This window comes from Salinicola halophilus (assembly GCF_003206155.1).
GTDB classification, from domain to species: Bacteria; Pseudomonadota; Gammaproteobacteria; order Pseudomonadales; family Halomonadaceae; genus Salinicola; species Salinicola halophilus.
In genome coordinates this window covers 487165-508645 of record NZ_PZJV01000001.1, presented here as the reverse complement: position 1 = coordinate 508645, position 21481 = coordinate 487165, and the positions used below count along the sequence as shown (strand labels likewise).

Sequence of the window (21481 nt, the reverse complement as noted above, 5' to 3'; positions counted from 1 at the left end):
CGGGGCTTGAGCCGAGTCGTCGCGCTCGCAGGTGTCGCGCTTGGCCTCTCATCGATGGGCGCGGGTGCGGTGCAAGCGGCCGCGGGGAGCTGGGTGGCATCGCTGTCGCGTCAGACCGTCGCCGCGAGCGAGACCCCGCTACGAGACCGACCGCTCGACAAGCCCGAACACATCGAGCAAGGCAGGATCACGACGGTGCACTGGTCGTTCGCCGTCGAGGGGGCGGATGTCCCGCTGCAGGCGTGGCTCTGTCACGCGAGTCTCTGCGTGGCGCTACCCGCAGCCCAGGGCTCGACACCGCAGTTCTCGGGGCATTCGGTCACGACGGATCTCCGTTTTCGATTCTGGTATCCGGCGACCCAGGGCGCCTCGGGCAGCGCAAGCGTGAGCCGAGCGCAGGTGATCGTCGACTACGAAGACTGATACGCCGCCCGGCACTAGCGGGCGACGTCAAAAAGCCAAAATGCGGGTCTTCACGGCGAGAACTCGACCGCTTGCGATGACCGAGACTGCGCATAATGGGTGGCATGGCAGTGGTCCGTTGGGACGACTTCGACACGACATGAGGCGATTCGATGTATACGGCACAGGGCAAAGTCGATCAGCGTGCATTGATTGAGCAATACATGCCGATGGTCAGGCGTCACGCGCTTTCCTTGCAGGTTCGGCTACCGGCGAGCGTCGAACTCGACGATCTGATACAGGCGGGGATGCTGGGTCTACTCGATGCCATGGGCCGGTACGACGACGCCCACGGCGCCATGTTCTCGACCTACGCCAATCAGCGTATTCGCGGGGCGATGATCGACGAGCTGAGAAGTCGCGACTGGATGCCAAGGAGCGTGCGGCGCAGCGCTCGATCGCTCGATCAGGCGGTGCGCCGTCTCGAACAGGAGCTGGGGCGCGCCCCGGACGAGCGCGAGATCGCCGCCGAGATGGGTATCTCGCAGGCCGAGTACCACAAGCTGCTCGCGGACGCGAACAACGGCTTTCTGCTCAACTACGACGAAAGCGATAGCGAGAACGGTGTCGGCGCGGTGAGCGAAGGCGGTCCGCCATCCCCGTTGGAAGCCCTGATGGACGGCGACAACCGCGCCCACCTGATGAAAGCGATCGATGCCTTGCCAGAGCGCGAGAAACTCCTGCTGGGCCTCTACTATCAGGAAGAGCTCAACCTCAAGGAGATCGGCGCGGTGCTGGGCGTGAGCGAATCGCGGGTATGCCAGCTACACAGCCAGGCCGTTGCCCGACTGCGGGCACGTCTGACTGCCTGAATTCCCCGATCGGCACCGCCGAGAGCTCCTTTCCGCCAGAACCGCGCGTTCCTCTCAATAACGTGGCCGCAACGCCGAGCGATCGACGTGCGGCCATGGCTCTTACGCTTGCGACCGTCTCGTTACCGTTCACTCCGATGACGATGGCCGCGCCTTTGTCGGCGCGATATTACCGCCGTGTGTAGTGGATCTTCGTGGATCAGCGTTCCCGAGACACACCGTCTGCGATCTGATCGGCTACCTCCCCCCATGCCTGTCCTAGAGTGCGCACCAGTGCCGGGTACCCATCCTCGGTCAACGGCTGCGTCACGCTGAAATCACGCTGCAGGATCAATCGGTCGCCATCGAAGAGTTGCCATTCGCCGGCGGCGACGGCCTGACCGTCATAGCGGCCCTGAAAGCTCTCGACGCTGACGTCGAGCTGTGGCGCGCCGGGTACGGACTGACCGGTCGAGACGACCGTGGTATCCCCGAGTCGATCTGAGAGCGCCTGGCCCAGGCGCCGAGTCAGCTGTCTGCCCAAGGCTTCCGCCCAGAGATTCTGATTGGCAGCGTTGAGCTCGATATCGCTCAGCTGCATGACGATTCCCTCCTGATTCAGGTAGCTCGCCACCTGAACCGGGCGGACGACCAGCGACGCACCGTCGGCCCGTACGCTGGCGGCCGAGGTCGCCGATGGCGCCTCCGGCAGCGTGTAGCGGCTCGAGGGAGTCGCTTGGCCGGCACAGCCAGTCAGCGCCAGCGCTGTGCCGGCGAGAAGCATGGCGGCACGGGTGCGCCGCCAGACGGTCGATCTCATCATTGCGAGGCCCTCGGCATGGGATCGGTCTGAACTTCGCGGTCGAAGATCAGCGCGTTGGGTTTTTCGCTCAGCGTGCGTGCCACCGGTTGGAGGTCGCGCATCAACGTTTCGAGCTGCTCGAGCGTGTCGTTGAGCTGGCGGTACCCGCTGGAGCCCGACGAGAAGCCGTTGAGCGTTCGCTGCAGCTCTTCGAGCGTGTCGTTGACGCTGCCCGGCAGTGACTGGGTCGCAGGGTCGGAGACGAGCGAGTTGATCGACTCGGAGATCTCGCGCACCTGTTCCAGCGTCTGCTGCGACGTCTGCAGTGTATCGTTCAGGCCGGTGAGAATCGGCTCGACCTCAAGACCGTTGAGCTTGTCGAGCAGACTGGACACCTTCTGTTCGATCTGGGCGAAACCGCCCGATATGGTCGGAAAGACGTTCTTGCCGTCGAACTGGAGCGCTTCGTAGGGTTCGACCTCTTCATTGAAATTGAGATCGACGAAGAGTGCGCCGGTCAACAGATTGCCGGCCTTGAGCGTCGCCCGCAGTCCGTACTCCTTGAACATGCGCTCGAACCGATCATGCACGTCCTCGTCGTTGACGTTGTCGTCGACGTTGGCGCCGCTCTCGAGCCGCTGGGGCTCGATACGAATCAGGACCGGGATGGCGAACTGGGTCAACGTGTCCGGCTGCGGTGCCGTGAAGTGCCAGGGCACGGCAACGACCGTGCCCAGACGCACGCCGCGGTACTCCACCGGGGCGCCGCGACTGAGACCGCGCACGGTGTCGTCGACCAGCAGCACGTATTCGATGTACTGATCGTAGGTCCCTTCGCGGGCACTCTCTTCGTTGTTGTAGAGCGTGTAGGTCGTGTTCTGCTTGGCCGGTTTGCCCGGCGAGATGTCCTCCGGCACGCCGAAGGTCACGCCGCCGCTGATCAACGTCTCGAAAGAGTCGAGATTGACGTTGACGCCCTCGGAGTTGAGCTGAAGATCGATGCCCGAAGAGCTCCAGAACCGGGTGGTGTCGGATACCAGCGTGTCGTAAGGCGCCTGAATGAAGATGCGATGGCGCATCTCCTTGTCCTCGGGGTCGAACTCGGTGCTCTCGACGCGGCCTACGGTATAACCCTGATACGTCACCGGGTCGCCGGCGCTGAGCGAGTTTCCGACCTGGCTGACCAGGTTGATGCGCAGCCCCGGCGCGTCCGGCGGTGCGACCGGCGGCTGTTCCAGGACGTCGAACGTTTCCTGGAAGGCTTCCGCGCTACCCGGCGCGAGCTGGATATAGGCCCCGGAGAGAACGGTATTCAAACCGCTGATGCCTTCGCGGCCGATGCGCGGCTTGACCACCCAGAAGCGGGAATCCTCGTTGAGCATCCGCTCGGCATCGCTCGCCATGCGTGCCGTGACCACCGTGTGCGAAAGATCGTCGGAGAGGCGTACCGCTTCGACGTGGCCGACCTCGACGTTGCGCGTCTTGATCAGCGTCTTGCCGGCTTCGATACCCTCGGCGCTATCCATGTTGAGATGGATCAGCGGCCCCCGGCTCGAGAAGTTGTCCCAGACCATCCAGGCCCCGATCAGCGCGGCGAGCAGGGGCACAATCCAGATCGGCGACAGGCGGGATCGGGACAGGCGCTTGGCACGCTGCATCGAGCGGTTATTGGACGAGTCGCTCGTGGCTGTATCAGGTGTCTTCGAGTCAGACATCCTCGGATTCCTTGACGGGGGAGTAGGGCGAGTGGCGCTTGAGCGCAACGGGCATCTTCGGCTGCATGTCGCGGGTGTCCCAGATCAATCGGGCGTCGAAACTGTTGGCTGCCAGCATGGTGATGATCACGACGGCGGCGAACGCGAGCGCGCCGGGGCCCGGGGTGATGGACAGCAGCGAACCGGCGTGGACCAGCGCGACCAGAATCGCCACCACGAACACGTCGATCATCGACCAGCGGCCGATGAGCTCGGTGATGCGATAGAGCTTGAGCCGCTTGTCGCGTCGGTCCGTCGCCTCGCGACGTTTGACCACGATGCAAAGCCAGCTCAGCGAGATCATCTTGCCAATCGGCACGACCACGCTGGCGGTGAAGATGATCAGGGCGATCGGCCAGTCACCGTGGCTCAAGAAGATCAGAACCCCGCCGACGATGGTGGACGCCGATTCATCGCCCAAGGACGCGGTGTTCATGATGGGATAGACGTTCGCGGGGATGTAGAAAATGACGGCTGCCGCCAGGAGCGCCCAGGTTCGCTGCACGCTGTGCGGGGCGCGAAAGCGTAGCGGTTCGCGGCAACGCTGACAGCGCCCGCGGCCGAAATGACTGAGTCGATTGACCAGTCCGCAGGTCGGGCAGCCCGTGACACCCTGTTCCGCCGCCGGACGGCCGGTTTCACACCCTTCCGGCGCCAGCGGCTCGCTCTCCAGCGAGAACCACATCCAATCGGTATCCAGCGAACGGGTCGTCCAGAGCAGCAGGAGCGCGAACGCGCAAAACGACCAGAACGAGAAACCAAGCTCCACCGAGGCCATCCCGGCGATCTTGATCAGGCTCACCAGCGCGCCGATGACGAAGACGTCCGCCATCATCCAGGGGGCGAGGTGCGAAAGTGCCCGGGCGATCTGGCGGCTGCGCGGAAGCGGTGCGCGGCGTAGCAGGCCGATCTGCAGCCAGATGACCGCACACAGAAAGAAGATCGGCAGGACCACGATCGTCAGCAGTACCAGGATACCCACGAACGGCTCCTGGAAATTGATCATGCTGCTGGCGGTGTCGGTCAGCTGTATCGAGTTGCTGATCCCGCGCGCCTCGAAGCGGATGAACGGGAAGCTCACCGACGCCGCCAGCGCCATGAGCGCCGTGATCGCCAGTGCCAGGCTACGCTCCGCCGGTCGGTAGTGCCGATAGCTCAACGTGTGCTCGCAGCGCGGACACTTCGCGCACTCGTGCGGGCGCAGCGGCGGCAGTGCCACCAGCAGGTCACACTCCTGGCAGGCGCGCAGTCTTCGCCGCGTGCGGGGAATGGTACCGTCGGCCGAAGAGGGCACTCGATCGGTCGTACTGTCAGCGGATGGGGGCAAGCGAGCTTCCTTGAAAAAGCAGGACTTCCAGAGCGCCATGGTAGCTGAGCCCATACACTCTTGCATGTTTCCCGCGCAGACGACTCGGCGGGTGTCGGACGCGGTTCCTGGCCTTTACCCGATGCGCGGATTACGCCGAGACCGCCTCAGCGGATGCGCCCGCGTGGCCGATCGTCATGATCGGTTGCCATCGGACCCAGCGGGGAAACGTCACTACAGTGCTGGCCGGGTTCGAGGCACTATGCTCGAAGTGCGCCGAGGGCCCCATGGGCGCGATCACAACGCCCGACGGGATTGGCGCTTTTGCCCGCGGGAACCCGCACCTAACTCTGTTTCATCGACAAGGAGACGTCAGCGTGCTCATGGCAATCACGGCCATTCTGGTCGGACTCATCGTACTGGTCTGGAGTGCCGACCGATTCGTCGACGGCGCGGCGGCCACTGCGACCCGTCTCGGGCTCTCTCCGTTACTGATCGGCATGCTGGTCATCGGCTTTGGCACGTCGGCGCCGGAACTGATGGTGTCGGCGCTCGCCGCGGGTCAAGGCAATCCGGGATTGGCGCTCGGCAACGCCTACGGTTCGAACATCACCAACATCGCCCTGATCGTCGGGCTCGTGGCGTTGATGAGTCCGCTAGCCGTGCACTCACAGGTGGTTCGGCGCGAGCTGCCCATTCTGGCAGGCGTCACACTGCTCTCGCTGTGGGTACTGTATGACGGCGCGGTCTCGCGTCTCGATGCGCTCCTGATGCTCGGTGTCCTCGCCCTCGTGCTCGCGATGAGTATCGTCTTGTCCCGACGCCAGAGCGGGGATCGCGCGGGCAGGAATCACGATGCGTTGGCCGCCGACGTCGGACAGCGGACGGGCGAAGAGACGATGTCGCTGACGCGCGGTATCGTCTGGACCGTGATCGGTCTGGTGATGCTGATCGTCAGTTCGCGGCTACTGGTATGGGGGGCCGTGTGGATCGCCGAGTCGCTGGGCGTGAGTGATCTGGTGATTGGCTTGACCGTGGTCGCCATCGGTACCTCGCTGCCGGAACTCGCCTCGTCGATCTCGGCAGTGCGCAAGAACGAGCACGATCTGGTGCTGGGTAACGTCGTCGGCTCCAACCTTTTCAACACGCTGGCGGTGGTGGGGCTGGCGGGCGTCATCCATCCCATCGATGTCGACCCGGCCGTACTGGCGCGGGACTGGCCTGTCATGGCGGCACTGACACTGGCGCTGCTGGTATTCGGAATCGGGGTCAAAGGCGCCGGACGGATCAACCGTATCGAGGGCGGCGTGCTGCTGGCGAGCTTCATCGGCTATACCGCTTGGCTGGTCAGCAGCGTCGTCGTTGCCTAGCGTCCCGCGTCGTCGTTGCCTAGCGTCCCGCGTCGTCGTTGCCTAGCGTCTCGCGTCGTCGTTGCCTAGCGGCCTGCGGCACTGCCGCGGGCGTTGGCGTCGAAGCGTAACCCGGTTCTCAGCGCCAGCTGGCCGATGAGGGCGGCGACGAGCAGCACGCTCGCCGCCGCTAGCGCCGGATTCGTGCCGAGGCCGGCCAGGGTCGTACACAGTGCGCCGATCGCCATCTGGGAGAAACCGTAAAGCCCCGCGGCCGATCCGATCACGCGCGGATTGACGCCGACCGCCAGCGTCAGCGCCGTGGGGCCGGTCATGCCGACCCCAAAGGTGAACAGCAGCATCGCCGCTTCGAGCGTCACCGGGGAGGCCCAGCCCGCCAGCACGATGACGACCATCGCACACGAGCCGACCAGGCTCAGCCAGCTCGCCGTCAGCATCAGTCTGACCATCCCCACGCGCTGAATCGTACGGTTGGTGACCAGATTGCCCAGCGAGATGCTCAGAATCAGCAGCGACAGGTAGAAGGCGACGTGATTGGTGGGCGCGTCGAGCTGCTCGAAGATGAAGGGCGCCGAGGCGACGAAGGCGAACATCGCCGTCGTGACGCAGCCCCCGCCGACGGCATAGCCGATGAAGGCCGGCGAACGGAGTAGCGTGCGGTACTCGATGGCGAGCACGTGGGTATCGATTCGCCCGCTCGGTCGTGCAGTCTCCGGCAGCCAGCGCCAGACGAACAGCAGGTTTCCCAGCCCCATCACACAGAGCGCCAGTAGAATCGAGCGCCACCCCAGCACGTCGGCCAGCACCGTCCCCACCAGCGGCGCCAGCGCCGGGCCAATCGCCACCACCAGGTTGAGTACCGACAACGTCTGCACGGCGCGGTCCGGGGCGGCGGTATCGCGAATCATCGCCCGCCCCAGTGCAAGACCGGCGCAGCCGCCAAAGGCCTGGAAAAAACGCGCGGCGATTAGCGTCTCGACGGTTTGCGCCTGCCAGGCGACGAGCCCCGCCGCGGTGTAGATCACCATGCCCAGCATGAGTGCCGGTCGCCGGCCGAGTGCGTCGGAAAGCGGGCCGTAGAATAGCTGGCCGATCGCGAGACCGAGAATGTAAAGACTGATGGTGAGCTGCATGATCCCGCTGTCGGCCATGAGTGCCTCACCCGCGACGGGAAGCGCTGGCACGAAGATATGCATGGCGAGCGTACCGGCCAGCGTGATCAGGACCAGCATCCACAGCGCAGGCGTCTCAGGCGCATCGTCATAGCGCTGCGCTGCCAGCGAGCGAGAAGGGCGGCGAGGGCGGATCGGGGTCTCCTCGAAGAGATGAACGCACGGGTGAATGCCCAATGGCAGATGCCGAGTTGCGTGCCGACGCGTCCATGAAAGGCCAGAGGGTGCGGCGACATTGATGGGATGGCGAACCGGCGTGAACGATAGCGGGCTAGTCATTATTAGCTTACGCGACTTCCTCGTTCGCTGACAGTTGACCAAAGCGGTATTGCCAGGGAGGCGGCAGCGTATCGTGCAAGTACACGGCAGACGAAAAACGCGGCGGAAAACCGGCATTTTGTCGCAGGGCAACCGCACTAAAATCTCTCATTCTTCTTAGCTTTAATGGCCCTGATACGCCGAAACGCTTGAATTCATTGGGCCGGGATACCGTCGAATATTACCGATCAATTCATCGACTGCGACACTCCTGCCGCCCTCGCATCCCCCTGCGACATTTGGGCACTAGAGCCGGCCTTCAGGCGCTGCTTATGATGATCGAGGTGGGATGGCTGCAACGGCCATCTCGCTATGAGAGCCAGCAATAGAGGGCTTTTCGTCGTCGCAGCGCGTGCTCGACGGCCGGGATTTCACCGAGGCGTCGTCGAACGGACGGGGGCTAGATCCGGGGGCGGCAAGTCGCATTCGAGGAGCCAGCCATGGCGTTAGATCCGATTCTCCTGTCACGATTGCAGTTCGCTTTCGTGGTGACTTTCCATGCGATATTTCCGGTATTCACGATAGGACTCGCGTCGTATATCGCGTTGTTGCAGGGCCTCTTCGTGGCGACCGGCAACAACGTCTGGGATCGCCTGGGTTACTTCTGGACCAAGATCTTCGCCGTAGTATTCGGCATGGGAGTGGTCTCGGGTATCGTCATGGCGTTTCAGTTCGGCACCAACTGGAGCAACTTCGTCCAGTTCGCGGCGAACTTCGTCGGACCGATGCTCAGCTACGAGGTCATCACGGCGTTCTTTCTCGAAGCGGGCTTTCTCGGCGTGCTGCTCTTCGGCCGCCACCGCGTCTCGCCGTCGGTGCACTTCTTCGCCGCACTCATGGTGGCGTTGGGGACGTTCGTGTCGGCGTTCTGGATTCTGGTGACCAATAGCTGGATGCAGACGCCAGCCGGGGTCGAGATTCGTGATGGGGTGGTGCACGTCGTCTCCTGGAGCGACGCTATGTTCACCGCATCCTTCCCGTATCGCTTCATGCACATGGCGATGGCGGCGTTTCTGACCGGCGGCTTCGTCGTCTGCGGTGTCAGCGCCTGGTTTCTATTGCGCGGTCGCGACGTCGAGGTCCACAAGCGTGCGCTGTCGATGACGATGTGGCTGCTGTTGATTCTCACCCCGCTGCAGGCGTGGATCGGCGACGAGCACGGGCTGAACACGCTGGAGCATCAGCCGGCGAAGCTGGCGGCGATGGAAGGCAACTGGGAAACCGGTCCGAACGTCCCGCTGCTTCTCTTCGCACTCCCGGATCGCGATCTCCAGGCCAACCGCATGGAGATCGGGATTCCCAATGGCGCGAGCCTGGTGCTGCGCCACGCTGCCGACGGCATCGTCCCGGGGCTGGATCGGGTGCCGGAGAGCGAGCAGCCGCCGGTGTGGATGGTCTTCTACAGTTTTCGCGTGATGGTGGCGCTCGGCATGCTGATGATCGCTTTCTCGGTGATCGGCCTCTTGCTACGCCGCGGCGGACGTCTCTACACCTCACGCTGGTTCCTGCACGGCCTGCAGGCGATGAGCCTGTCTCCGTTCCTCGCCGTCACCGCGGGTTGGTTCGTCACCGAGATCGGCCGCTCGCCCTGGCTGGTCTACGGCATCATGCCCTACGGCGACGCCGTCACGCCGTCCCTCACCGGCGGCATGGTACTGGCGACGCTGATCGGCTACGTCGCGGTCTACGCGGTGATCTTCTATGCCGGCGTCTACTACCTGTTCAAGGTGGTACGTCAGGGCCTCGAACCCCTCGATGCCGATGAGGAGATGGTCGACGTCGATCGTCCTGCGCGTCCTTTCTCCGCCACCCACGTGCCGTTCGACGGCAGCCTCTCGTCGTCCAGGAGCTGAGCCATGGAAATGTTCGATCTTTCTCTAATATGGGCCATCATCATCGCCGTGGGGGTGATCATGTATGTCCTGATGGACGGCTTCGACCTGGGTCTGGGAATTCTCTTTCCCTTCGCGCCGGACGAAGACGCCCGCGACGTGATGATGAACTCCATTGCCCCGGTCTGGGACGGCAACGAGACCTGGCTGGTGCTTGGCGGCGCGGGGCTCGTCGCCGCCTTCCCGCTGGTCTACACCATTCTGTTGCCAGCGCTCTATATCGGCGTCTTTCTGATGCTGGCCGGGCTGATCTTTCGCGGCGTGGCATTCGAGTTTCGCTTCAAGTCGCGACGCACCCGGCACTGGTGGAACCGGGCTTTCGCCGGGGGCTCCTTCGTCGCCGCCTTCGCTCAAGGGTGCGTGGTCGGGGCCTATATCCAGGGCTTCGAAACCGCAGACGGCGTCTATACCGGCGGTGCCTTCGACTGGCTCACACCCTTCACGATTCTCACGGGGCTCGGGCTGGTGGTGGGTTACATGCTGCTCGGCGCCACCTGGCTGGTGCTGAAATCTGAAGGCCACGTTAGGGAGTGGGCGCGCGGTCTGGTGCCCAAGCTGCTGGTCGGCGTGCTGGCGGTCTTTGCGATCGTCAGCCTCTGGACGCCGTGGATCGATGCCGGCGTGTCGGCACGCTGGTTCGATAACCTCGATGTCATCTGGCTGCTGCCGTTCGCCGCGCTGCTCTGCGCACTCGGCATCTTTCTCGCCAATCGGCACGGGCGCGAGGGATCGGCATTTCTGCTCACGCTGGGGCTTTTCCTCTTCACCTACCTGGGGCTGATCGTCAGTCGCTGGCCCTATGTGGTGCCGCCGGAGTACACCCTTTGGGACGCCGCCTCCGCACCGGAGTCGCAGTTCTTCCTGCTGATCGGCGTGCTCTTCGTGCTGCCTATCGTGCTGGCCTATACCGCCTGGTCCTACTGGGTGTTCCGGGGCAAGGTCCGCGTCGGTGAGGGCTATCATTGAGCGCTGAGGCCACCCGGCGTCGCCGCCCCGCGAATCCCTCGCGGGCGTGGCTCAACCGCCAGACCCGGGGCGTGGAGCGTTGGTTTCGCGGGGCGGTTGGCTGCGGGGTGATCGTGGGCCTGGCAACGCTCGTCCAGATGGGAGCGCTCGCCTGGACCGTCGATCGCCTGATCACTCACGGCGTGCCGCTCGAGCAGACCGTCAGTGGTATCGGGATCATCGTCGTGGCCATCGTTGTGCGAGCAGTCGCCCAGGCGGGGCAGGAGCGCTGCGGTCAGGAGTGCGGTCTGCGGGTGAAGCAGCACGTTCGCCAACGGCTGCTCGAAACGCTGGCGGCGCTCGGCCCGGTTCGTCTCGCCTCGCGACACAGTGCAGGGCTGGCGAGTCAGGTCGTGGATCAGGTGGAGTCGCTGGAGGGCTACTACGCGCGTTTTCTTCCGCAGATGTGGCTTTCGCTGCTGGTTCCGCTGATCTACCTCGCTGCGGTGTTCTGGCTCGACTGGCTGGCGGGGGTGTGGCTGCTCGTCGCCGCGCCGCTGATTCCGCTTTTCATGGCGCTGATCGGCATGGGCGCGCAGCGTTTGAACGAGGCGCAGTTCCAGGCGGTGACGCGTCTCTCCGGACACTTTCTCGATCGGGTGCGCGGCATCACCACGCTCAAGCTCTTCGGGCTCGGCGAGCGCAGCGTCGCCGAGGTGGAAGCGGTCGCTCACGATTACCGGCGGCGCAGCCTCAAGACGTTGCGGGTAGCGTTTCTCTCCTCGGCGGTCCTCGAATTCTTTGCTGCCGTCTCGGTGGCCGTGGTCGCGATCTACATCGGCCTCGGTCTGCTCGGTTACATCGGCTACGGGCCGTCGGGATCGCTCGATCTCTTCACCGGGCTGTTCATCCTGCTGCTGGCACCGGAGTTCTTCCAGCCGCTGCGCACGCTCTCCCAGCACTACCATGATCGCGCCTCGGCGCTCGGTGCCGCCGACGGGCTGCAGGCACTGCTCGCCGAGGGCGATGCGCTCACGCCCGAGAGCGAGTCCGCGCGGGGGCTCGCCGATGACGAAGTGCTGCGATGCGAGCGGGTAGAGATCGCCCATGCAGGGCGGGAACGACTGCTCGGACCGCTATCGCTCAGCGTGAGACGGGGTGAAGTGGTTGCCCTGGTCGGTGCCTCGGGGAGCGGCAAGTCGAGCCTGCTGCAGCTGATGGCCGGTTTCATCGCCCCGGCTGCCGGCGTACTGGCCGTCCGCCGAGCGCCGAGCGTGGGGTGGATGGATCAGCGCGCGCTGATCGTTCACGGCACGCTCGCCGACAATCTGCGCCTGGTCGCCCCCGACGCCAATGACGCCGAGCTTGGCGAGGCGCTTCAGCAGGCGGGGCTCGGCAAATGGCTGAACGCCTCGGCGCAGGGGCTGGAGACGCCGCTTGGCGAACGGGGTGTCGGTCTCTCCGGCGGTGAAGGGCAGCGTCTGGCGCTGGCGCGGCTCTTCCTGTCACCGGCGCCACTGCTGCTGTTGGACGAACCCACGGCGGCACTCGACCCGGTGACGGAGCGTGAAGTGATCGCCGGGCTGCAGCGACTCGTGGCGGCGGGGCGTACGCTTGTCGTGGCGACGCACCACCCGGCGATCATGGCGATGGCGAATCGGGTCGTCGCCATCGAGCATGGCGGACTACGAAGCGTCGGGCCGGGTGAGACAGTCGCCCTCGACGTCTTTCACGACGAGGAGGTGTTCTGATGCGGCGCCATCGTCATACGACTCAGCGGAAAACGAGTCATCACCGAACGGGGCAGTATCGAACTGACTCGGTGCCACCATCACAGCGGTCCGCCACGGGAGCGTTCACGGCGCTTCGTTCGCTCGAACACTGGATCGGCGTCATCGGTGAGCGCCGGGGGCGGCTGTTCATCGGCGCGATGCTGATGCTTGCGACGTTCGTGAGTGCCTTGGGACTGCTGTCGCTCTCCGGCTGGTTCATCACCGCCACCGCGATGACGGCCCTGACCGCGGCGGGCTATCTCGACGTCTTCACGCCGGGGAGCGGCATACGCTTTTTTGCGGTCTCGCGCACGGTGAGCCGCTATCTCGAACGACTCTACAATCACGATACCGTTCTGCGGCTGCTGGCGGATCTACGCGCCCGGGTCTTCGCCGGGCTGCTGAAGCTGGACGCCGCCACGCTCTCGCGCAGTCGCGCTTCACAGTGGCTCAACCGGCTGACGGCGGACATCGACACGCTGGACTCGCTCTATCTTCGCCTGCTGGCGCCGCCGCTCGTCGCGCTGGTCGGCATCGCCGGCTTCGCGCTCTTCGCCGGGCATTTCCTACCGGTGGCAGGGTGGACGCTCGCCGTCGTTCTCGTGCCGCTCTGGTTGGGAGGGACGCTGGGGTGTGCGATCTGGGGCTGGCGGCCGAGCCATCGCCGGATGGATCGACAGGAGCGGCTACGGGGACGGGCGATCGAGCAGGTCGAGGGGCTCCCGGAGCTGCTCGCCTATCGCGCCGTCGAGCGGCATCGTCGGCTCTGGCAGGAGGAGGAGGCCGCGCTGACGCAAGACCAGCGGACGCTCGGACGACGTCTGGCGGTCAGCAATGCCGTCGTCACGCTGACCATTCAGCTCACCGTGCTCGCGGTACTGCTGCTCGCCGCCGTGGCGTTTCGCGATGGGGTCGTCACGGGGCCGGTCATGGTGATGCTCGCACTGGGAACGCTGGCGATGGGAGAAGGGCTCGGCAGCTTGCCGATGGCTTTCGGCCAGTTGGGGGCGACGGTGCGGGCCGCCGAGCGGCTCAATCAGCAGGCGCCGGTGGCCACCGAGCGGGACGCGGCGCCGGACGTTGATGGCGATTCCGCCGGGCCGAGCGGGGCAGCGCCCGCACTGCGCTATCAGAAGGTGGATGTCACGCGTGACGCCCGCGTGGTGCTCGCCGGGCTCACGCTCGCCATCGCCCCCGGCAAACGGGTCGGCATCATCGGGCCTTCCGGCATCGGCAAGTCGACCCTCGCCGAGCTCGCCGTGGGTCTGCTGCCCCCTTCGCATGGGGACGTAATGCTCGACGATCACGCGATCAATGACAGCGATTCGGCCACCAGTGAGGCCGCCTCGTCTCGGGCGCGCATCGGCTATCTGACGCAGCGCAGCGAACTCTTTCATGACACGCTCGCGGCGAACCTGCGACTGGGCGATCCCGACGCCGACGACGCCGCGCTTCTGGCGGCGCTGGATCGCGTCTCGCTGACGGCGTGGGCGAATTCGCTACCCGAGGGTCTGGAGACCTGGGTGGGTGAGCAGGGCCGGCAGCTCTCCGGGGGACAGGCGCGGCGTGTGGCGCTCGCTCGGGTGATGCTGCGCGACTCGCCGCTGGTGATTCTCGACGAGCCGCTGAGCGGGCTGGACGCCGAGACCGCCAACGCCATCAAGCGTGAGCTGGAGACCTGGTTGGGCAGCAGAACGCTGTTGGCGCTGGGGCACGCCTTCGAGGCGCTGCCGCGCTGCGACCGCTATCTGCGCCTGGACGTCTCGGCCGCGGGGCAGACCCGTCTGACGCCGGTCGAGTAGGACGTTAGCCAATAACGTAGACATTCTGCCAATAGTGTCGACATTACTGACAGCGTAGGCTTGGCGAATCACCTCGATTCGCCAGGAGCTAGTGCCATGACCGGTTTTCAGTGGGACGACCCGTTTCTCTTCGATCAGCAGCTCGACGACGAGGAGCGTCAGATCCAACAGGCGGCGCGGGACTACTGCCAGGAACGCCTCGCTCCCCGCGTGCTCGAGGCCTACGAGCACGAACGCTTCGACCGCGAGATTTTTACCGAGATGGGCGAGCTTGGCCTGCTCGGGGCGACGGTCTCGGAGACCTACGGCGGCGCCGGGGCGAGTCACGTGGCCTACGGGCTGATCGCGCGCGAGGTCGAGCGAGTCGACTCCGGCTATCGGTCGGCGATGAGCGTTCAGTCATCGCTCGTCATGTACCCCATCGAAGCCTACGGCACCGAGGAACAGAAGCAGCGCTACCTGCCACGGCTCGCCAGCGGCGAGCTGATCGGTTGCTTCGGCCTCACCGAGCCCAACTCCGGTTCCGATCCTGCGAGCTTGCAGACCCGCGCGACCCGAGTAGAAGGCGGCTATCGCCTGCGCGGTCAGAAGATGTGGATCACCAATAGCCCCATCGCCGATCTGGCCGTGGTGTGGGCGAAGTCGGACGCGCACGACGACAAGATCAAGGGTTTCCTCGTCGAGCGGGAGAGCGAGGGGTTCTCCACGCCGCGTATCGGCAACAAGGCGTCACTGCGCGCCTCCGACACCGGCGAAATCGTGCTCGATGACGTCTTCGTCGGCGACGAGGCGCTGTTGCCCGGCGCCTCCGGTCTCGGCGGGCCGTTCGGCTGTCTCAACAAGGCGCGCTACGGCATCAGCTGGGGCGTACTCGGCGCGGCCGAGTTCTGCTGGCACGCCGCCCTTCAATACACGCTGGATCGACAGCAGTTCGGGCGACCGCTGGCGGCGACGCAGCTGGTGCAGGTCAAGCTCGCCGACATGCAGACCGAGATCGCGCTCGGCCTCCAGGCCTCGCTGCGGGTCGGACGGTTACTGGACAGCGGCCAGGCCACCCCGGAGATGATCTCGCTGATCAAGCGCAACCACTGCGGCAAGGCGCTCGGCGTGGCGCGCCAGGCCCGCGACATGCATGGCGGCAACGGTATCTCGCTGGAGTACGGGGTGATCCGCCACATGATCAACCTCGAAACGGTCAACACCTACGAGGGCACCCATGATGTCCACGCGCTGATTCTCGGCCGGGCACAGACCGGCATCCAGGCGTTCGGCTGAGTGGCGATGGACGAGCAGACGCCACGGGCGAATCACGCGACACCCCTGGCCGGTATCAAGGTGCTCGATCTGACGCGCGTGCTGGCCGGGCCCTGGTGCACGCAGCAGCTGGCGGACTACGGTGCCGATGTGGTCAAGATCGAACGGCCCGGGCGAGGCGACGATACCCGTGGCTGGGGGCCGCCCTGGCTGGCGGGCGGCGACGAGTCCTGTGCCCTCAGTGCCTATTTCCTCAGCGCCAATCGGGGCAAGCGCTCGGTCGCCGTCGATCTCGCCACCGCCGAGGGGCAGTCTCTCGTGAGGCGACTGGCGCGACAGGCCGACGTGGTGATCGAGAACTTCAAGGTCGGTGGGCTCGAGGCCTACGGGCTGGACTACGCCACGCTCAAGGGCGACAATCCGGGGATCGTCTACTGCTCGATCACCGGTTTTGGACAGGACGGGCCCTACGCCGGACGCCCCGGCTACGATTTCCTGATCCAGGGGCTGGGCGGGTTGATGAGTCTCACCGGTGCCGCCGACGAGGCCGGCGGCGAGCCGACCAAGGTCGGCGTGGCGGTCACCGATCTCTTCGCCGGGCTCTATGCCGCCAATGCGATTCTCGCCGCGCTCCTGGCTCGGGCGAACAGCGGCGAGGGCGCCTACATCGATATGGCGCTGCTCGACGTGCAGGTGGGCGTGCTCGCCAATCAGGCACTCAACTATCTCACGGCCGGGCAGACGCCGCAGCGCATGGGCAACACCCATCCCAACATCGTGCCGTACCAGGCGTTCGCGGCCGCCGATGGCCACCTCATCATCACCGTGGGCAACGACGATCAGTTTCGTCGCCTGGCCGAGGCCCTCGACGATCCCGCGCTGGCAAGCGATCCCCGTTTCGTGACCAACGCCCAGCGCGTCGCCCACCGTGACGTACTCGTCGCCCGTCTGGGCGATCGGCTGAAGGCGCACTCTCGTGATGCCTGGCTGGCCCGACTGGAGGCGTTCGGCGTGCCCGCTGGGCCGATCAACAGCCTCGATCAGGTCTTCGCGGACCCGCAGGTACGTCACCGCGGGATGCAGATCGAGCGCATCCTCGGCGACGGTCGCCCGATGCGACTCGTGGCGAGCCCCGTGCGGATGAACGGCCAACGGCCGAGCAGTGAGCGCCCGCCGCCGGGGCTCGGTGAGCATACCCGAGAGGTCATGCAGGGCTGGCTGGGCATCGAGGAAAGCGAGTGCCGTACGCTTCAGCGTCGGGGCGTGATCGGCTGAGCGGGAGAGGACGTGTCGTTCGAGAGGAGCGGGCGATGGCCGGCACGAGGCTCACTGATCGAGGTGGGTGGCACCGAGTCGCTCGCGAATGATAGGGACGGGCGTCAACAGATGCGCGCGCACCTGGCGGCAGGCGAGTTCGGCCCGGCGTTCCAGCACCGCCTCGACCAGCGCGTCGTGTTCCGCCCGCTTGTCGGCGAGCGCGTCGTCGGAGAAAACCGTATCGCGAAGCCACAGATACCGGTAGCGCTGGGCCTGATCGAACAGTGCCGCGCGGGCCTGCAACAGCGGTTCGCAACCGCAGCCGGCGACGATGGCGTCGTGAAACGCCTGGTGTCGGGTATCCCACAGCGTGAGGGTCTGCTCGGCACTTTTCAGCCGCTGGATTTTCGAGAGGCGGTGGGCGCTGGCGACGATGTCGGCTTCCCAGTCGTCGTCGCCCCGCTCGATGGCGAGCCTGACCAGCAGTGCCTCGAGCTCGGCGCGGGCATCGTAGATCGTCTCCAGTGCCTCCAGCGACAGCGGGGCGACGCGATAGCCGCGCTGACTCACGGTGGTCACCAGGCGCTCGCCGACGAGACGTGTCAGCGCTTCGCGAAGCGGGCCGACACCCAGCCCGTAACGCGCTTTCAGATCGTTCATGACGAGTTTGCCGCCGGGTGTATGAGACCCGCGCACGATGTCTCGCTTTAGCTGACGATAGGCGTCATCGGCGGTCTGGCTTGCCGGTGCTGGGTCGGCGCTTCGGGAGACGGATATCGGCATGGTTATCGCAACGGTCAGGACTGGAGGATTCCATCGCCATTCAAACAGAACGTCGGTGTTTTGGCATGTCCGGGACGGGCGCTTGGGTCCGAGTGCCACGCGGTGCCACATCCGAAAAGACGGGATGGTGTCATCGGAAGTCCCCTCCAAACGGTTGGCAACGTGCTCTAGTCTGGCGCCCACTTCGCGAGCCAGGTAGTCGCTGAAGCCCGGGCGCTCGAGCGTTTTCTCCAGGGTGTCGATAGGCAGAAACCGCTGCAGGTAGTCGCTGAAGCCCGGGCGCTCGAGCGTTCTCTCCAGGGTGTCGATGGGCAGAAACCGCTGCATCTCGCCTCTAAAGTCCGCGCTCGCCAACGGGCATTCGATCCCGCGAGATTTCCCATCATCGACCAGTGGCGTATGGCGTTCGTCGTCCCAAGCGCGCTAGATCGAATGACGTTCGCTTGCCGACGGAGCCTGCCATGCCATTGACCAGTTCACGCGAGATCGCCCACCAGATCGAGCGTATCGTGCAGTTCTACCACCCGCGCTGTATCGACACCCACGCGGGCTTTCATCACTACTTTGGCGACGATGGGCGCACCTACAACCCGGGGCGGCGTCATCTGCTGTCGAGCGTGGGGTTCGTCACCCTCTACGCCGATGAGGCCCGGCGCACGGACAGTCGAGAAGCCCTGAGCTGGGCGCGCCACGGCCTTCGCTACCTGGAGAGCACGCATTTTCAGACGCGCACGGGGGACTACGCCTGGACGCTCGATCACGGCGAGCCGGACTCGGCCACCTACCGAGTCAGCGGCCTCGTCGGCGTCATCGACGCCTATGCGGCCGCGGCGGGTGCGGGTATCGAGGCGGCGCAGGCGCCTTTGCGTCGCGAGCTGAAGCGGCTGGAGACGCGCTATTTCGATAGCGACCACGGGCTCTACGTGGACGCGGTCGACGCCCAGGGTCGCTGGCAGGCACCTCGAACGACGGCTGCGCAGCTCGATGTCGTCGCGTCGCTGATTGGCGCGTTCGCCGTCACCGCCGAGCGAGGGCTGATCGAACGGGCGCTCGCCGTGACCCGTCTCGTGTGGCATCGCCTTGCCCCGGTGGGCGATGGCTGGCTGTGGCCCCATTACGACGCCGAGTGGCGACCGGACTTCTCCCGTCACCGCTTCGCGCGCCGTCAGGAGGCGCTCGACGGTCGCTCGCCGCAATGGGGGGTTCAGATCGGCGAGCAGCTGGGGTGGGTCCGGCAACTCGTCGCCCTGTCTAGGCACTTCCCCCGCGAGCGATGGCTATTGGAGACCGCCGAGCGGCGATTCACCCAAACGATGGCGGCGGGGTGGGACAGACAGTGTGGCGGAATGATCCAGAGCGTCGATTTCGACCGCGAGCCGCTGGGCCGCGACAAGTGCTACTGGGTTCAGGCGCGGGGGCTGGCGGCGGCGGCAGAACTGCACGCGCTGACGGGGCAGGCACGCTTCGGTCGCGCGTTCGACAAGCTGATGGGCTTCGTCTGGCAACACGTCATCGACCACGAGCGTGGCGGCTGGCATGACCGGTTGACGCCGGACAACCGCCGCTATTCCCGGGAAAAGAGCCCGGCGCCCAAGGTGGACCAGGCCGCGCTTCAGGCGCTCCAGACACTGCTTCGCCTGGCCGAGCGTCGCGAGACGGGGCTGAGCCTCGCGGGGTCCGGCTGAACGCACCTGAACAGCGGTTTAGCCTGAATATCGAGGAGCCTCAGCGACGACTTGGCTTGAACGACGATCAGCGCGAACGGCGGTCAGCCTGAAACACAGCAAGAAGCGCTCAGCCGGCGGGCGCGGTATCGCCGGCTCTCGCATCGCTCTCCAGTCGATGGCGCAGGTCGGTCCAGGCAGCATAGGTGCTGAGATAGACCTCCCCGGTCAATTCGTCGAGCAGATCGCTCTTCTTCAAACGATCCATCACCGGGCCCTTGATCTCGGCCAGGTGAAGGGTGATCTGCGAGTCCTTGAGCCGCGCGTTGATCGACTCCAGGGTTTCCACCGCCGAAGCGTCGATCAGATTGATCGCCGAGCCGATCAGCACCAGATGCTGCATCGCCGGGCGGTCGGCCAGCAGGGCGTACACCGTATCCTCGAGATAGCGTGCGTTGGCGAAGTAGAGGCTTTCGTCGATGCGCAGCAGCGCGATCTCCTTGTCGATCTCCGTTTCGTGACGACGCACGTTACGAAAATGCTCGGTGCCCGGTAGCTTCCCCACCACGGCGGTGTGCGGCCGGCTGGTGCGGTAGAGATAAAGCGCCAGCGAGACGGCGACCCCCGCCATGACGCCCGCTTCGACGCCTTCGACAAAGGTGAGCAGGATGGTGATCAGCATCGCCGTGAAGTCGCTGCGGGAGTAGCGCCAGGTTCGCTTGAGCGCGCTGATGTCGACCAGCGTCATGGCGGAGACGATGATGCTGGCGGCGAGTGTCGCAATGGGCAAATACGCGATCAGGGAGGTCAGAAACAGGATGACCAGCGCGACGCCAAGGGCAGTGAAGGCCCCGGCAGCCGGGGTGCGTGCGCCGGCGTCGAAGTTGATCACGGTGCGCGAGAGGCTGCCCGACACCGGCATGCCCGACGTGATGGCCGCCGCGATATTGGCCGCCCCCTGTCCCACCAGTTCCTGGTCCGGCGAGATACGCTCGCGACGCCGCGCGGCCAGCATCTGCGCCAGTGACACCGACTCGATGAAGCCCACCACGCTGATCAGGAATGCCGGCAGCAACAGATCCCGCAGCAGTCCGGGATCGAAAGAGGGCAGACTGAGCGGCGGCAGGTGCGCGGGGATGTCACCGACCACGTTGACCCCACGCGCTGGCAGGTCAAGCCACCAGGAGACCAGCGTGGTGATGGTCACCGCGGTGACCGGGCCGAGGCGCACGATGAAGGTCGCCGCGGACGCGGACAGGCCGAGTCGGCGAAGCGTCGGCGCGGCGCGGCGCATCAGCATCAGAAAGGCCAGCGCCCCCGCCCCGATGATCAGGGTCGGAAGGTGAATGTTCTCCAGATGGGTCGCGATGTGGGTGAGCTGGTCGATCAGCGTGAACCCTGAGCCGCCGATGCCCATCAGCCCCGCGATCTGGCTCGCCGCGATCAGCACGCCGGAGGCGGTGAGCAGTCCCGAGATCACCGGGTGGCTCAAGAAGTTGGCGAAGAAGCCCAGTCGCAACAGGCCCATGACGGCGAGCATCAGCCCGGAAAGCATCGCCAGCGTGACCGCTCCCTCGCTGTAGGCCGGCGAGCCTGGCACGAAAAGCGGTGAGAGCGCCGCCGCCGTCATCAGCGCGACGATCGCCATCGGACCGACGGAGAGCGTTCGGCTGGTCCCGAAGATCGAGTAGGCAATGAGCGGCAGCATGCTGGCGTAAAGCCCGGCGACCGCCGGCAGCCCCGCGAGAATCGAATACGCCAACGCCTGCGGGATGACCATCAGCGTGACGATGATCGACGCGACCAGGTCTTCGCTCAGCAGGTGGCGGTTGTAATAGGGCAGCCAGCTCGCGATGGGGAAGTAGCGTGCCAACCGCGCCCGAAAATGGATCCGCTCGCGCAGCGTCTCGTCAGGTTCGTGTGGGTCTTCGCTCGGTTCGCCGCTCATCGCCGCCTCATGCTTTCTAATCGTTCATAAGCTTATCGTTTGCAGCCATAAATGGTGCGCGGGATTGGGGTAGGGTGCAAGGCAGGTCTCATCGCGAGCCGTCGGCAAGTAGGGCCGGCACCCGAAGAAAACCGTTTTGACATCAATGAAGGGCGAGAAAATCGATTTTGAGCCCGCGTAAACGTTTTG

Annotated in this window: 16 protein-coding genes; 10 read left to right on the top strand and 6 right to left on the bottom strand. The window is 65.3% G+C overall.

Going from position 1 to position 21481, the window contains the following annotated elements:
• Positions 1–6 precede the first annotated feature (6 nt).
• Both DOM33_RS02370 and DOM33_RS02365 read left to right on the top strand, forming a co-directional pair.
• Positions 7–423 carry a flagellar protein FlhE gene (locus DOM33_RS02370; protein WP_162617865.1) on the top strand — a complete coding sequence of 139 codons (417 nt, stop codon included), beginning with the start codon at positions 7–9 and terminating at the stop codon, positions 421–423.
• Positions 424–575: 152 nt separating this feature from the next.
• Entirely contained in the window at positions 576–1274 is a 699-nt protein-coding gene (locus DOM33_RS02365) for an RNA polymerase sigma factor FliA (RefSeq protein ID WP_110665478.1), read from the top strand.
• Positions 1275–1473: 199 nt separating this feature from the next.
• Here the strand turns inward: DOM33_RS02365 and DOM33_RS02360 are convergent, their stop codons facing one another.
• Genes DOM33_RS02360 through DOM33_RS02350 form a run of 3 tightly spaced genes read right to left on the bottom strand, consistent with a single transcriptional unit; the run spans position 1474 to position 5136 of the window.
• The gene (locus DOM33_RS02360) at positions 1474–2076 is read right to left on the bottom strand and encodes a PqiC family protein (RefSeq protein ID WP_239495233.1); all 603 of its coding nucleotides are present in this window, start codon (positions 2074–2076) and stop codon (positions 1474–1476) included.
• Positions 2073–3770 carry an intermembrane transport protein PqiB gene (gene pqiB, locus DOM33_RS02355; protein ID WP_110665476.1) on the bottom strand — a complete coding sequence of 566 codons (1698 nt, stop codon included), beginning with the start codon at positions 3768–3770 and terminating at the stop codon, positions 2073–2075. The genes DOM33_RS02360 and pqiB overlap by 4 nt, the downstream gene beginning before the upstream one ends.
• Entirely contained in the window at positions 3763–5136 is a 1374-nt protein-coding gene (locus DOM33_RS02350; protein WP_420820177.1) for a PqiA/YebS family transporter subunit, read from the bottom strand. The genes pqiB and DOM33_RS02350 overlap by 8 nt, the downstream gene beginning before the upstream one ends.
• A 356-nt stretch (positions 5137–5492) precedes the next feature.
• Here DOM33_RS02350 and DOM33_RS02345 point away from each other — a divergent pair, with 356 nt between their 5' ends.
• A complete protein-coding gene (locus tag DOM33_RS02345) occupies positions 5493–6485 on the top strand; it encodes a calcium/sodium antiporter (protein WP_110665473.1) in 993 nt (330 codons plus the stop codon).
• 65 nt (positions 6486–6550) lie between these two features.
• Here DOM33_RS02345 and DOM33_RS02340 read toward each other — a convergent pair whose 3' ends face one another.
• Positions 6551–7834 (bottom strand): multidrug effflux MFS transporter, encoded by a 1284-nt coding sequence (locus DOM33_RS02340; RefSeq protein WP_204352588.1) that lies wholly within the window; start codon positions 7832–7834, stop codon positions 6551–6553.
• Positions 7835–8415: 581 nt separating this feature from the next.
• On the opposite strand from DOM33_RS02340, the gene DOM33_RS02335 reads away from it, so the two are divergent.
• The 6 genes from DOM33_RS02335 (at position 8416) to DOM33_RS02310 (ending at position 16915) form a co-directional block, all read left to right on the top strand.
• On the top strand, positions 8416–9828 hold the full coding sequence (locus DOM33_RS02335) for a cytochrome ubiquinol oxidase subunit I (protein WP_110665471.1): 1413 nt from the start codon (positions 8416–8418) through the stop codon (positions 9826–9828).
• A gap of 3 nt (positions 9829–9831) precedes the next feature.
• Positions 9832–10833, top strand: coding sequence for a cytochrome d ubiquinol oxidase subunit II (gene cydB / locus DOM33_RS02330; RefSeq protein WP_110665469.1), 1002 nt, complete (start codon positions 9832–9834; stop codon positions 10831–10833).
• The gene (gene cydD / locus DOM33_RS02325) at positions 10830–12563 is read left to right on the top strand and encodes a thiol reductant ABC exporter subunit CydD (RefSeq protein ID WP_110665467.1); all 1734 of its coding nucleotides are present in this window, start codon (positions 10830–10832) and stop codon (positions 12561–12563) included. The genes cydB and cydD overlap by 4 nt, the downstream gene beginning before the upstream one ends.
• A gap of 71 nt (positions 12564–12634) precedes the next feature.
• Complete coding sequence (cydC, locus tag DOM33_RS02320) at positions 12635–14386, top strand: thiol reductant ABC exporter subunit CydC (protein ID WP_239495232.1); 1752 nt, start codon at positions 12635–12637, stop codon at positions 14384–14386.
• Positions 14387–14482: 96 nt separating this feature from the next.
• On the top strand, positions 14483–15661 hold the full coding sequence (locus tag DOM33_RS02315) for an acyl-CoA dehydrogenase (protein WP_110665463.1): 1179 nt from the start codon (positions 14483–14485) through the stop codon (positions 15659–15661).
• Positions 15662–15667: 6 nt separating this feature from the next.
• Positions 15668–16915, top strand: a complete 1248-nt coding sequence (locus tag DOM33_RS02310) for a CaiB/BaiF CoA transferase family protein (RefSeq protein WP_110667436.1) — start codon at positions 15668–15670, stop codon at positions 16913–16915.
• 51 nt (positions 16916–16966) lie between these two features.
• On the opposite strand, the gene csiR is transcribed toward DOM33_RS02310, so the two are convergent.
• Entirely contained in the window at positions 16967–18007 is a 1041-nt protein-coding gene (csiR, locus tag DOM33_RS02305) for a DNA-binding transcriptional regulator CsiR (protein ID WP_338053810.1), read from the bottom strand.
• 134 nt (positions 18008–18141) lie between these two features.
• On the opposite strand from csiR, the gene DOM33_RS02300 reads away from it, so the two are divergent.
• Positions 18142–19365, top strand: coding sequence for an AGE family epimerase/isomerase (locus tag DOM33_RS02300; RefSeq protein ID WP_110665462.1), 1224 nt, complete (start codon positions 18142–18144; stop codon positions 19363–19365).
• Between the two features lie 109 nt (positions 19366–19474).
• Here the strand turns inward: DOM33_RS02300 and DOM33_RS02295 are convergent, their stop codons facing one another.
• Entirely contained in the window at positions 19475–21292 is a 1818-nt protein-coding gene (locus DOM33_RS02295) for a SulP family inorganic anion transporter (protein WP_110665460.1), read from the bottom strand.
• Positions 21293–21481: the final 189 nt, after the last annotated feature.